This window comes from Mesorhizobium sp. M7A.F.Ca.US.007.01.2.1 (assembly GCF_003998165.1).
Taxonomy (GTDB): domain Bacteria; phylum Pseudomonadota; class Alphaproteobacteria; order Rhizobiales; family Rhizobiaceae; genus Mesorhizobium; species Mesorhizobium ciceri.
In genome coordinates, this window is record NZ_RZQP01000056.1 from 1 (window position 1) to 13,438 (window position 13,438).

General features: G+C 64.0%; 12 protein-coding genes. 7 read left to right on the plus strand and 5 right to left on the minus strand.

Translation table 11 applies throughout. The annotated features are described in order from the left end of the window. Positions 1-2,325: autotransporter domain-containing protein (locus tag EN949_RS13005; protein ID WP_127371705.1), on the plus strand; the 2,325-nt coding region annotated here is incomplete at its 5' end. A 14-nt stretch (positions 2,326-2,339) separates the two neighbouring features. On the opposite strand, the gene EN949_RS13010 is transcribed toward EN949_RS13005, so the two are convergent. Then, positions 2,340-2,735 carry a hotdog domain-containing protein gene (locus tag EN949_RS13010; RefSeq protein ID WP_013530049.1) on the minus strand — a complete coding sequence of 132 codons (396 nt, stop codon included), beginning with the start codon at positions 2,733-2,735 and terminating at the stop codon, positions 2,340-2,342. 368 nt (positions 2,736-3,103) lie between these two features. Next, a complete protein-coding gene (locus EN949_RS13015; protein ID WP_064994508.1) occupies positions 3,104-4,045 on the minus strand; it encodes a phosphoribosylaminoimidazolesuccinocarboxamide synthase in 942 nt (313 codons plus the stop codon). A gap of 238 nt (positions 4,046-4,283) precedes the next feature. Between EN949_RS13015 and EN949_RS13020 the strand changes: the two genes are divergently transcribed. Genes EN949_RS13020 through EN949_RS13030 form a run of 3 tightly spaced genes read left to right on the plus strand, consistent with a single transcriptional unit; the run spans position 4,284 to position 8,022 of the window. Beyond that, complete coding sequence (locus EN949_RS13020; protein ID WP_127370888.1) at positions 4,284-5,900, plus strand: GMC family oxidoreductase N-terminal domain-containing protein; 1,617 nt, start codon at positions 4,284-4,286, stop codon at positions 5,898-5,900. Then, positions 5,897-7,108, plus strand: coding sequence for a mandelate racemase/muconate lactonizing enzyme family protein (locus EN949_RS13025; RefSeq protein ID WP_013530046.1), 1,212 nt, complete (start codon positions 5,897-5,899; stop codon positions 7,106-7,108). The genes EN949_RS13020 and EN949_RS13025 overlap by 4 nt, the downstream gene beginning before the upstream one ends. Further along, positions 7,105-8,022: an NAD(P)-dependent oxidoreductase gene (locus tag EN949_RS13030; protein ID WP_127367138.1), complete on the plus strand. Its 918-nt coding sequence runs from the start codon at positions 7,105-7,107 to the stop codon at positions 8,020-8,022. The genes EN949_RS13025 and EN949_RS13030 overlap by 4 nt, the downstream gene beginning before the upstream one ends. Before the next feature lie 79 nt (positions 8,023-8,101). Here the strand turns inward: EN949_RS13030 and EN949_RS13035 are convergent, their stop codons facing one another. After that, a complete protein-coding gene (locus EN949_RS13035) occupies positions 8,102-9,040 on the minus strand; it encodes a diacylglycerol kinase family protein (protein WP_063168825.1) in 939 nt (312 codons plus the stop codon). Between the two features lie 859 nt (positions 9,041-9,899). On the opposite strand from EN949_RS13035, the gene EN949_RS13045 reads away from it, so the two are divergent. The 3 genes from EN949_RS13045 (at position 9,900) to EN949_RS13055 (ending at position 12,143) form a co-directional block, all read left to right on the plus strand. Beyond that, positions 9,900-10,334: a DUF4383 domain-containing protein gene (locus EN949_RS13045; RefSeq protein WP_013530043.1), complete on the plus strand. Its 435-nt coding sequence runs from the start codon at positions 9,900-9,902 to the stop codon at positions 10,332-10,334. Between the two features lie 6 nt (positions 10,335-10,340). Then, a complete protein-coding gene (locus EN949_RS13050) occupies positions 10,341-11,471 on the plus strand; it encodes a hypothetical protein (protein ID WP_063168826.1) in 1,131 nt (376 codons plus the stop codon). A gap of 150 nt (positions 11,472-11,621) precedes the next feature. Next, positions 11,622-12,143, plus strand: a complete 522-nt coding sequence (locus EN949_RS13055) for a hypothetical protein (protein ID WP_023809774.1) — start codon at positions 11,622-11,624, stop codon at positions 12,141-12,143. 33 nt (positions 12,144-12,176) lie between these two features. Here EN949_RS13055 and EN949_RS13060 read toward each other — a convergent pair whose 3' ends face one another. Beyond that, a complete protein-coding gene (locus EN949_RS13060) occupies positions 12,177-12,707 on the minus strand; it encodes a dihydrofolate reductase family protein (protein ID WP_027162137.1) in 531 nt (176 codons plus the stop codon). Positions 12,708-12,795: 88 nt separating this feature from the next. Next, the gene (locus EN949_RS13065) at positions 12,796-13,428 is read right to left on the minus strand and encodes a hypothetical protein (protein ID WP_063168827.1); all 633 of its coding nucleotides are present in this window, start codon (positions 13,426-13,428) and stop codon (positions 12,796-12,798) included. Positions 13,429-13,438: the final 10 nt, after the last annotated feature.

Below are 13,438 nucleotides of genomic sequence, written 5' to 3' on the forward strand. Positions count from 1 at the left end.
GGCAACGACGCCGCCAATCCGGTCAGTGCCGAGGATCTCTCGATCACCGTCGGGTTGGGCGACCTCAACTTCCTGCGCAATGCGACCGCCGGCGCGGCCACCATCATTCTGGCGAAGGACGGCACTGGCGGGCTCAATTTCAGCACCGGAACCGATGCCGGCACGGCCAGCATCATCAACCAGGGCGGCGGCTCGGTCACCTTCACAGGAGCAAGCGCCGCCAATGCTACCATCGTCAATGACGGCCTGGGCATACCGTATTATTTCAGCAGGACGACCTTCGACGACGATTACTCAAGCAATGTATCTTCCTCCGCCGGGGACGCCACGATAACCAACCGGAATGGCGGCTCGACCATTTTCTACGGACATTCGGACGGCGGAACGGCGACGCTGGTCAACGAGGCCGGCGGCACGCTCGATTTCCAGCAGGCATCGCAGGCGGCTGATGCAACCATCCTCAACGGCGCCGGCGGCAGCGTGCTGGTTCGCTTCCGCAACCAGGACTCCGTGCTCGATGTCGGTTCGCTGTCTGGCGACGGGGCCATACTAATCGACGATTCACAGCTGGCGCCGCAGCTTTCGCTCGGCGCGCTCGGTCATGACGACGTCATCGGCGGCACCATTTCCGGAAACGGCTCTCTGACCAAGACCGGCGCGGGCAAGCTGACGCTCAACGGACAGAACAGCTATGCGGGCCTGACTACCGTCGACATGGGAACGCTGGTGGTGGGCGACGCCAGCCATGGCACAGCGAGCCTCGCCGGCGATGTCACGGTGGATTCCGGCGCGCGCCTTGGCGGGATCGGCACCATGGGCGGCAATGTCACCATCCTCGGCACGCACGGCGTCGGCAATTCCATCGGCGTCCAGGCGGTCGGCGGCAACTATGTCAATCATGGCGTCCTGGAGGTCGAGGCGACCCCATCCGGCGCCGACAGGCTGATCGTCGGCGGCACGGTCGACATATCAGGCGCCACGCTCAACCTGGTCCTGACGCCGGCGACAGCCGAGAGCTGGAACCTGCGCAACGGGCCGTACACGATCATCCAGAACAATGGCGCTGCCGATGTCGCCGGCACCTTCGCCTCCGTCGGCAACCTCAACGACCTTCTCTTCCTCGACCATCTCATCAACTACAAGGGCGGCGACGGCAACGACATCACCCTCGCCTTGGCGCGCAACGACGTCGCGGTCGCCAACGTCGCCACCACCCGCAACCAGTTCGCGACCGCCGGAGCCCTCGATCGGCTGGGCGAAGGCAATGCGCTTGCATGGGCCATGCTGCTCATGACCGACAAGGACGCAGCGCGCCTGGCGCTGGATGCCGCGTCGGGCGAGGTTCATGCCTCAGCCAAGGGGATGCTGATCGAGGACAGCCGCTTCGTCGCCGATGCCGCAACCGCCCGCGTCCGGGCGGCCATGGGCGACGTCGCCGCTCCCGCCATGCCAGTGATGGCTTATGGCGAGGGCGGCCCGGAGCTGGTCGAGGCTGACACCAGCCGTTTCGTCGTGTGGGGGCAGGCTTTCGGCTCCTGGGGCACGGCGAGCGGCGACGGCAATGCCGCCGGCCTCGACCGCTCCACCGGCGGCTTCCTCGCCGGCGCCGACACCGTGATCGGCGAAGCCTGGCGGGTCGGCCTGCTGACCGGCTACAGCCACGCCAGTTTCGACGTCGACGATCATGCCTCTTCCGGCTCCAGCGACACCTATCACATCAGCCTTTATGGCGGTAGACAGTGGGACGGCCTCGGCCTGCGCGGCGGCGTCGCCTACAGCTGGAACCGGATCGACACCAGCCGCAACGTCGTCGTTCCAGGCTTCGTCGATGCGCTGACGGCGAAATACGATGCCGGCACCGCGCAGGTCTTCGGTGAGGCCGGCTATCGCCTCGAGACGCGCATGGCTGCCTTCGAGCCCTTCGCCAGTCTCGCCTATGTCAACCTCCACACCGACAGCTTCACGGAAAAGGGGGGCGGCGCCGCACTCACATCCGCTGCCTCGACCACCGAGACCACCTTCACCACGCTCGGCTTGCGGGCCTCGGCCGGCTTCGACCTCGGCGGAATGCAAGCAACCGCGCAGGGTACGCTCGGCTGGCGTCATGCCTTCGGCGACACCACGCCGACCGCAGACATGGCCTTCGCCGGTGGCGACCTCTTCACCATTGCCGGCGTGCCGATCGCTAGGGATACAGCCATCGTCGGGGCCGGGCTCGATTTCCGGATCGCCGACAGCACCACGCTGGGGATCAGCTACTCCGGTCAGTTCGGGAAGAAGGCGGCCGACCAGGGCGTCCGCGCCACGATGGAAGTGCGGTTCTGATTTTTCGGCTTGCGTCAGCCTTCGGCGGGAACCGCTTTCGGCTTGCCCTCGCCATCCAGCGCCACCATGACGAAATCGGCATGGGTGACCTTCTCCATCAGGTCGGAGAGGTAGCGCTGCGCCCAGGCTTCCACCTTGAGCGTCATCGAGGTGCGGCCGACGCGCTCGACATGCGTGTAGATGCACAGCGTGTCGCCGATCTTCATCGGCTTGGCGAAGGACATTTCCTTGACCGCCGCCGTCACCACGCGGCCCTTGGCGCGCTCGGCGGCGCGGATGCCGCAGGCCAGATCCATCTGCGCCATCACCCAGCCGCCGAAGATGTCGCCCGCCGCATTGGCGTCCGAAGGCATGGCCAGGGTGCGCAGCGTCAGATCGCCAAGCGGCCGTCCTTCAGCGTAGTGCACCATGCGAGAAATCCTTCGAGACTGGCTGCCCTCGATCCCGTATCGTCACGGCGCCAGAAGGTCAACGAGCCACGGCATGGCCACAGGCTCCGACTGGCAAAAGACCTGCGACAGCCGGCGCGCGGTGTCGGCAGCCTTTTTGCCGGGCAGCTTTTTCACGATAGGAATTTTTTCTTGACTGGGTGCCCTCAGCTATGGTACATTTTTGCCTATGGTGCTGATTTGCGCCAGTGACCCGCCGCACAGGCGGGTTTTTCGTTTGCTCCGTCAGCCAACACACCGGCGAAGGTTTCCGAGGACCGGTTAACCCGAGTTCGTAGACCCTGGGCATGGCCATGGGACGGCAGTTCGCATCACCCGGCGAAGATCGATCAGAAATAGCGCCTGAGGTTCGTGCGAATGCGATCGAGCACGCTGTTCCCGGAAAGGTCCGGAGAGAACTCCTTGCCGGTGATCGCCTCATAGGCCTGCGCATAGACATGCGAGGCCTGTTCGACGATCTCGGCCGGTATCTCAGGTATCGGGTCGCTGTAGGGGTTGCAGCGCGCCGAGACCCACGACCGGACGAAATCCTTGTCAAAACTCTCCGGCCGGCTGCCGTCGGCGAGCGCCTGTTCGTAGCTCGATGCGATCCAGTACCGGCTGCTGTCCGGGGTGTGGATTTCATCGGCAAGAATGATGGTCCCGTTCCTGTCGGTGCCGAATTCGTACTTCGTGTCCGCCAGGATCAGGCCGCGCTCGGTGGCGCGCTGCTGGCCGCGGGCGAACAGCCGCAAAGCGTAGCCGGACACGGTGTCCCACTGCGCCTGCGTGAGAAGACCCTGTTCGAGGATCTCGGCTTTCGACAGCGGCTCGTCATGGCCGCCATGCGCGGCCTTGCTGGTCGGCGTGATGATCGGCTCGGCCAGTCTTTCATTGTCGCGCAGGCCGTCCGGCAGGCGGATACCGTACATGTCGCGGTCGCCGCGCTTGTAGCGCGTCAGGATCGAGGTGCTGGTGGTTCCCGCCAAATAGCCGCGCACGACGATCTCGACCGGCAGGATGTCGAGCCTCGTGCCGACGACGACGTTCGGGTCGGGGTATTCGAGAACATGGTTCGGACAGATATCGGCGGTTTCCTCGAACCAGTAGCGCGCCGTCTGGGTCAGTATCTCGCCCTTGTAGGGGATCGAAGTCAGGATGATGTCGAAGGCACTGAGCCGGTCGGTGGCGATGATGATGCGCCGGCCATCCGCCAGATCGTAGTTTTCGCGGACCTTGCCGCTGTAGTGGCCCGGCAGTTCGGGAATGAACGCGTCAGGGAGGGTCCGCATATGATTTCCTGCCTTCCGCAGAGTGGCCAGAGCATAATTCCGAAAAGTTATGCGCCAAGATAGTGCCATCGCATAGGCTGTCGGGACGATAGATATCAAGCGCGATTGTCGGGAATCCCCGCAAACCTGATCGGTTCGACGGTCGCTTTTTTCACAACTGATGCCGGATGGCGCGGCGACTTCGGAATGCCGTCGCGTCTAGGCTGCAGCCAATTTTTCGGAGCCTCCCATTTCCATCATGCAGACCTATGATTTCATCATCGTCGGCTCCGGCTCGGCCGGCTCGGTCCTGGCTGAAAAACTGTCGGCCTCCGGGCGCTTCTCGGTGCTGGTGCTGGAGGCCGGCGGCAGCGACCGCCGCTTCTACGTGCAGATGCCGCTCGGCTACGGCAAGACCTTCTTCGATCCCGGCGTCAACTGGAACTACAAGGCCGAGCCGGACCCGGGGCTCGCCGGCAATGCCGACCACTGGCCGCGCGGCAAGCTGCTCGGCGGTTCGAGCTCGATCAACGCCATGGTCTGGATCAGGGGCGCGCGCGAGGATTTCGATGCCTGGGCCGCCGCCGGCAATCCCGGCTGGGCCTATGACGATCTGCTGCCCGCCTTCAAGGCGCTCGAGGACAACCAGGCCGGCGCAGACCAATGGCGCGGCGTCGGCGGCCCGCTGCATGTCACAGACTGTTCGGGCGCCGTCCACCCGCTGACCAAACGCTATCTCGCCGCCGGCCAGCAGGCCGGCCTGCCCTTCAACCCGGATTTCAACGGCGCTGCCCAGGAAGGCGTCGGCGTCTACCAGATCTCGACCCGCAACGGCCGCCGCATGTCGGCGGCGCGCGCTTTCCTGCGCCCGGCGATGAAGCGCGCCAACGTCCGCGTCGAGATGAAGGCGCTGGCGACCAGGGTGCTGTTCGAGGGTAAGCGCGCCGTCGGTGTCGAATACCAGCAGAACGGCGAGACGAAGTCGGCGCGTGCCGGTCGCGAAGTCATCCTGTCGGGCGGCTCGGTCAACTCGCCGCAATTGCTGCAGCTGTCCGGCGTCGGGCCTTCCGCGCTGCTGAAAGGCCTGGGCATCCGGATGGTCCACGCCAACGAGAATGTCGGCGCGCATCTGCAGGATCATGTCGGCATCAACTACACCTTCAAGGGCAAGCTGCCGACGCTCAACCAGACGCTGCGTCCCTGGTGGGGCAAGCTGCTGGTCGGCATGCAATATATCCTGACCCGTTCGGGCCCGCTGTCGCTGTCGATGAACAATGCCGGTGGCTTCTTCCGCACCGACCCGGCGGCGACGCGGCCCAACATGCAGCTCTATTTCCAGGCATTCTCGACCGTCATTCCCAAGAGCGGCGAGCGTCCCATCCTGACGCCCGACCCATGGCCGGGCTTTTCCATCGGCCTGTCCAACTGCCGCCCGTCGAGCCGTGGCGAGATCATGATCCGCTCGGCCAATCCGCGCGAGTACCCCAGGATAACGGCCAATGCCTACTCCACCAATGCCGATGTCGAGGAGATGCTGGCGGCGGTGAAATTCGTCCGCAAGATCGCCTCGATGCCTGCCATGGCCGAGATCATCGAGGAAGAGGTTTTGCCAGGCCCGTCAATCACTTCCGATGCAGACCTGATTCAGGATTTCAGGAAGCGCTCGGGCACCGTCTATCATCCGGTCTCGACCTGCCGCATGGGGCCCGATCCGGCGCGCGCCGTCGTCGACCCGCGTCTCAAGGTGCACGGCATCGACGGCCTGCGCGTCATCGACGCCTCGATCTTCCCCGACAACATCACCGGCAACACCAACGCCGCCTCGATCATGACCGGTTGGAAGGGCGCCGAACTGGTTCTGGAGGACCAAAAATGAAGATCACCGACGTCAAGACCTGGGTTGTCGACAATCCGCCGCCCGGCATCGGCGGCAAGTATTTCATCTTCGTCAAGTTGACCACCGATGGCGGCGTGGTCGGCTATGGCGAGGCCTACAACGCCACCTTCTCCGCCCATGTTACCGCCCGGATGGTCGAGGACATGGCCGAGCGCTATCTCGTCGGCCGCGATCCCCACGACATCGAGAACTTCTTCCGCCGCGCCTATTCGTCCGGCTTCACCCAGCGGCCCGACGTGTCAGGCATGGGCTGCTTCTCGGCGCTGGAAATGGCCTGCTGGGACATCATCGGCAAGGAGGCCGACAAGCCGGTCTACAAACTGCTCGGCGGCCAGGTGCACGAAACGCTGCGTTCCTACACCTATCTTTATCCGCACACCGGCAGCGTCCACTCCGAGGATGCGCACGGCAAGAACGTCTACAACGACCCCGATCTCGCCGCCGCCTGCGCGCTCGAATATGTCGAACAGGGGTTCAACGCCGTCAAACTGGACCCGGCCGGCCCCTACACCGCCTTCGACGGCCACCAGCCGCGTCTTGTCGATATCGACCTGTCCACCCGCATGATCAAGGCGATCCGCGAGGCGGTCGGCACCCGCGCCGACATCCTGTTCGGCACGCACGGCCAGTTCACAGCGTCCGGCGCGCTGCGCATGGCGCGCGCCATCGAGCCCTATGATCCCTTGTGGTTCGAGGAGCCGGTGCCGCCTGACATGCCCGAAGTCATGGCGCAAGTGGCCCGCGCGACCTCGATCCCGATCGCCACCGGCGAACGGCTGACCACTAAGTTCGAGTTCGCCCGCGTCATCGAGAACCGCGCCGCGACCATCCTGCAGCCGGACCTCGGCCGCTCCGGCGGCATTCTCGAAACCAAGAAGATCGCGGCGATGGCCGAGGCCTACCACATCCAGATCGCCCCTCACTGCTATTGCGGGCCGATCGTCGGTGCGGCCAACATCCAGCTGGCGGTGACGCTGCCCAATTTCCTCATCCTGGAATCGCTGAAGCAGTGGGACGGTTTCCACGCCACGCTCTTGAAGAAGAAGATCGAGTGGCAGGACGGCAATGTCATCCCCTCGAAGGAGCCCGGCCTCGGCGTCGAGTTGAACGAAGCGGTCTGCGACGCGCATCCCTATACGGGCAAGGACCTGCATCTGCAGATGATGCAGACGCCGCTGATGCCGTGAGCGAAAGCTACGCTTTCATCGGGCTTGGCCATCTCGGCGGCAACCTTGCCGCCAGCCTGATCCGCAACGGCTTTGCCGTCACCGTCTTCGACCGCGATCCGGCCGCCGCCGAGCGCCTGGTGGCGCTCGGCGCCACTACCGCGAGCAGCCCGGCCGAGGCCGCCGCCCGGGCCGGCAAGGCCATCACGTGCCTGCCTTCGCCCAAGGTCAGCGAAGCGGTGCTGGCCGGACCCGGCGGATTGCTGGAGGGCCTGCCCCAAGGCGGCACCTGGATCGAGATGTCCACCAACGGCCGCGACGAGATTCTTCGCCTTGCGGCCCTCGCCTCGGCCAGGGGCGTCGAGACGCTGGAATGCCCAGTCACCGGTGGCGTGCATCTGGCGGCGGCTGGCAAGATCACCGCGCTGGTCGGCGGCGATCCAGCGCTCTACGAACGTCATCGGCCGGCCATCGAGGCGATGTGCGCAAAGTCGTTCCTGATGGGTCCGGTCGGCTCGGCGGCGGTGATCAAGGTGATCACCAACATGCTCGCCTTCATCCATCTCGTCGCCGCCGGCGAGGCGCTGATGTTGGCCAAACAAGGCGGGCTCGACCTCGCCCAGTCCTACCATGCCATCTCAGCCTCCTCCGGCAACAGCTTCGTCCACGAGACCGAAAGCCAGCTCATTCTCAACGGCTCCTACGACATCGGCTTCACCATGGACCTGGCGCTGAAGGACCTCGGCTTCGCGCTGGCGATGGGCAGGGAATTCAGACTGCCGCTCCAACTGGCGCCGCTTGTGAGTGAGATTTTCCAGATGGGCAAACAGGAATATGGCGGCAGCGCCTGGTCCACCCAGATCGTCAAATTGCTCGAGGATGCCGTCGATACCGACCTGCGCGCGCCCGGTTTTCCGGCCAAGCTGGAACTCTGACATCAGCCAGTTATCAAGCGATTTCAGGACGTTGGATTGATGGGCGGATTCATCTGAATCAATCTGTCAACGGCTTGATTCAGTATCTGAGCGTCAATGCACCCGGCAGGATCTCGAAGGTCGCGGGTATGCGTCCCGGCGACTCGCCGTCTATATCGACCAGGGCGCCATTCTCTGACGCATCGCCGAGCGGCTCGACCACCACTTTCCTGCCGCGCAGGATGGTGATCGCCGGATGGTTGCGGTGCCGGCCGCCATAGAGCAGCCGGATGTCCCAGATCAGCTTCAGCTTGCCGGCGGCGCGCAGGATGACGATGTCGAACTGCCCGTCGGTCAGGTCGGCATCCGGCGCGATCATCATGCCGCCGCCAAAGAACTTTCCATTGGCGACCGCCACCAGCGCCATGCGCGCTTCGACGGGTGCGCCGTCATCGACCGTGATCCTGACGTCCTGAAAACGGTAGCGGATGAACTCCACCACGGTGCGCCACAGGAACAGTGCCTTGGCCGACATCCTGCCCTTGCGCTTGTCGGCATTGACGGCGCGGTCGGTGGCGCCGGACAGGCCGAGACTGGCGATGTTGATGAAGTGCCGGCTGGCCAGCGCGCCGTGATCGTCGATGTAGCCGATGCGCCCGGCATCGACCTTGCGACCCTTGGCTTCGGCCAACCGCTTCAGCACGGCATCCACCTCTTTCGGCAGGCCGAGCCCGCGCGCGAAATCGATGCCGGTGCCGCACGGCAACAGGCCAAGTTCAGTGATCCGGCCGCTCTCCTGGGCCGCCTGCAGAAGCCCGTCGGCCACTTCGCTGGCGGTGCCGTCACCGCCGGCCGCAATCACCAGATCGAAGCCAATCATTGCGAGATCGATTGCCAGCCTTTCGGCATCGCCTTCGGCCTGCGTTTCGCGCAGCTCGAATTCGCCGAAATGCTTTTTCAGCGACACGGCAACATCAGGCCAATGCCGTTTCAGCCGGCCGCCACCGGCAATCGGGTTGAGAACCACTCCGACTTTCAAAATACCCGCCCTCCCCGGCGCCGGACATGCAGGTCCGATCCTTTGCCGGCATTGAAGCCCGCGACCACCGGCGGAGCAAGGGGCGCTGTCGGCTCGTACGCAAAAAAGCGGGCGGGCTGTCTAAAGCAGCCGGCGCTCGAATTCCCCGGTTTGTGGCTAACGATCCCCGGTAATCCCGCTATCCACAGGGCAGCGGCCATTCCCCAGGACCCTTACTCGGTGTACATTAAACCCATCTCAGGCGGCTACCGATCATCAAGCCGAAAGGCGAAGTGAAAGGCGGATTTCCTGAGGCCCGTACGGCCCGAAGCGAGAGCAGGCTTGCCTGTTTCGAGGGACGGAGCCGAGACCTACGGGGCCGCGGAAAGCGTGCCAACGCCGACGGCGGACCGATGCTGCCATGAAGGACGGCAAAAACCTTCGATGGTGCGCAGGGCAAAGCTCGCAAGGGTGGAGACCGGCGTGGTCCCGAACGGACGCTGCTCTCGGGCGGCGGACTGGCAGGACCGTCAAAATCAAGGCCGGCAAGGCGCGACGACTTTACGGAAGTTGCTGCCGCGACCGTGTCCTGATCTGACAGGGAGGCGCTGGGAGAAATCCCGGCGCCGACTGTCTTTTTGGCCCCCCGATGCCCTTTGGCGGCGATCTTGCGAGCGCCGCTTCTCCACGCGCTAAAATCGGTTAGTATCGCCTGGTCAGAGCCCGTTTGAAAACGCGCTCTGCCGAGTCGGATGGCGTGGTTTTCGAGAACCGAAGCGCAGCGGACCTTTGAGTCCGTGAGCATCGGAAGCGCAGAAAACCGCGTCAGGCGGCCGGCAGAGTAGCGTTTACAAATGGGCTTGTAGAAGGGGGATACTTCATGACGCTCGTCCAGAAGCTTGCCGTTGCCTATGCCTTCCTATTCTTCGGCGTCGTCGCCATCGGCTACATACCGGCCTTCAACGATGCCGACGGCAATCTGTTCGGCCTGTTCTCGCTGCAATGGTACGATGATCTGCTGCACGCCTTCTCCGGCGTCTGGGCGCTGGCCGCCGCCTTCATCTCGCACCGCCAGGCAGTGTTCTATTTCAAGCTGTTCGGCTCGGTCTACCTTTTCGACGGCGTGCTCGGGCTGGTCACCGGTTCCGGCTGCCTCGATGCCGGTATCTTCATCAACGGCTTCCGCTCTCTCAACGATATCGAATTCCCGGCCCGCTTCTTCGCCAACCTGCCGCACATCGTCATCGGCGGCTTCGCCGTCTATGTCGGCTTCCGGCTAGCCAGGCGCGTACACGACCACTTCGCCACGGCCTGATCGGGCATGTTCCTGTTCCGCTGGCTGAAGCGCCTCATCAAGACGATCCTCTGGCTGATCGTCGTCGTCATCCTCATCCCGATCGCCGGGCTGAGCTACGGCTTCCTGACGACGTCGTCGCTCGACAAGACGCCGCTGCCCGGCATTGCCGACGGCGCCCCGCCCAAGGCGCTGGCCGACAAGGTCCGCGCCGAGATCCCCGGCTACCAGCGGCCGGAGGAATCAACCTTCCTCACCTATCCGGAATGGGCGATCGTCTACGCCGCACGCGAATATGCCGGCTTCGTCGACAAGGACCAGCCGAGCGGCTTCCCCTACTGGTCCTATATCGGCCGCTTCTGGCAGGACTACGCCATGGTCATCCGCGCCAGCGCTCCCTACAAATTCAACTATGCCAACCACCAGATGCTGGTCATCATCGGCACCAGCCACTCGATCGAGCATATATTGCAGTGGGCCTATGAGAACACGGTCGGCCGCATCACCGAGGCGACAACGGCCAAGCGCACCGCCGCCGACATTTATCAGGCCAAGGTCGCGGCGGACTATGCCGCGTTTCTCGACCAGGTGCCCTGGTATCAGTTCCCGTATGCCGACAAGCGTGCCGGCCTGTTTGCCGTGCAGCCGGTGCCGGGCGACAGCTCCGTCCGCACCAGCGAACGCAAGCTGGCGTTCGGCCTCGCCGACACCATCAAGCAGGGCTATGCCGACCTGATAAAAAAGGCCCTCGCTGCCACGATGGACCCCGCCTTGCTCGACATCCATGTCTGGGCCAAGGGGCCCGTCGGCGAAGCCACGCGCAACGAGCCCGACACCTTGCTCGAACGCGACATGGGCGCTGACGGCACCATCTTCGTCACCAGGCGCTATCAGGTCTTCACCGAAATGATCCTGCGCCTGATCGACAAGGGCGTCTCCTTCGTCGAGATCGGCGGCAATGACGAGATCATGGCCACGGTGCTCTCCACCGATACGATCGCCATTCCCGAAGGCATGCACATCCTGTTCAGCTATCCGCTGCCGGCCGATCAATCCACGCGCCGCACCGGCATGATCGTTGCCGTGCGCAAACTGCATCTCGTGCTGCCGGCGCTGATCAAGTCCGGCGCCAGGCTCGAACACGTCTACGATTACTGAGGCCTTTCGGTCACGCCCGGCCAAGATTAGGCATTTCCTGGGCTCCGCCACGCCCATTCCACAATCGCGGCCAAATCCCGCCTTGTTCGCGCGCGAAGGAATGGGAAGAAATGGAAGGGCTGCCGGGGGGCATCTCGAAGGGACAAGACCGTGATCAAGACCGCCCTTGTCGCCATGACCATTGTCGGCTGCGACTGCGACGCCAAGCTTTGCGAATATATCGGCGAGACGCCGGCCAAATGGTCGACCGTCGCCGAGTGCGAAGCGGCGATGAAGAGCCAGATGCTGCACGAGCGCAATTTCAACTATCCGCTCGTCTCCGGCATTTGCCGCACGAAGGGTTCGTCGTCCTCTTCGCAGCTGGCCGCGACCGCATCGCGCCCGGAATTGAAGCCCGCCAGCCGCGTCGTCAGAACCGAAAGCCCGCTGCCGCCGGAACTCAGCCACCGGCCGAGCGTCTCGGTCGGTTCGCCGACGACCGCCATGGAAGCCGACGCCGCCCGGCCCGTTGCCTATGAACAGGTGGTCGATGGCGGAACCGGTGTGCTCTATCGCACCAAGAACGGCTACGCCGTGGTCAAGACCGATCTCGGCCGCGCCGCCTCGGCAACCGCCGACGCCGCGAAGCGCTCTGTGAACTGGCTGGCCGGACTGGTGCCGAAGGGGCTGTAGGCCCGCTGGCGTCTCGGTTCGACGACCGCGTGATCAGGCAGGCACATAGGTCAACCTGATCACGTCGTCGCCAATCAAATCGCTGGCCACAAAGCGAAGCGGCGGCCGGGGGCCGGCGAAGAATGGCTTGCCATGACCAAGCACGAACGGATGGAGGTAGAGTTGGTACGCATCTACAAGACCAAGGTCGGTCAGGCTTCGTGCCAGGCCTGGTCCAGAAACTGAAATCTCCCCGACGAGCTTAGCCTTAAGCCCGCGTATCACCGCCTCGACGTCATCCGCGACAAGTGTTGCGTTAGGGCCGGCCGACTTCAGAGAGCGCGACACAACCCACTTCGGTTGGCTCCGCCACGCCGCCGCGAATTCATGCGCCTCCGCGCTCCACTCAGGACTGTCTTCGTCCCAATAGCGCATGACCTCGTACATGCCGCGACCGTACACACTGCCGCTCAAATTGCGCACTTGCTCTATCCAGTGACGAAAGATCGTCGGGCCCGACGGCATTTTCTGGTGGTCGACATAGCCGTCGAGTGACTGGTTCATTCTGAAAATGAGCTTCGCCATGCTGCAGGATCTCCAACCCGGGGTCTTCAGAATAACTTGAGCCGCCGTTACGCAAAACCCCAGCCGAAATCCAAACTGAGACACGATCCTAGTCCGGCCTGAACCTGACTTTCAGGCTCTGCCAGAACTTGTCGACAAGCGGCTTTTCGGTCGCTGCATCCTCGCCGGCAATGCGGGTGATGAACAGCAGCCCCCGATCGGCCAGGCCGAAGCCGACGATCTCGAAATCGGCGGTGTCGGTGCGTGTCTTCACCTCGGCCCGGATCCCGGTCAATTCCTTGCCGTCGGCGAGTTTGCGCGTGGTCGGCCCCTGCGTCAGCTTGGCGCCGGCCTGCACCGATTGCCTGGTCATCTCCTGCAGCATCAATTGGTTGAGCGACACCGGATTCATGGCGCCATACTCCTGCACGACGACGATCGTGCCCAGCGCCGAGGCCATCAGATACTGCGTGATGTCATCGCCGAGATCGGTCTTGGTCACCGAAATGCCGCTGGGGTGGACGAAGGAAAAATCGCTGCCGGAAAAGGTAGCGAAGTCGTTGCGCGCGAGCGTCACCTTGCTCTGCTTGCCGCCGGGCAGCGTCACATCGGCGCTCTCGCCGGGATCGATATCGACCGTCACGCCGTCGATGGTCAGCTTGAAGGCCTTGAGATCCTCGCCTCCGGCCGGTCCGGCGCACAGCGCGATGAGGGTGAGTGCCGCCGCCGATACCATCCGCATGGCTGTTCTC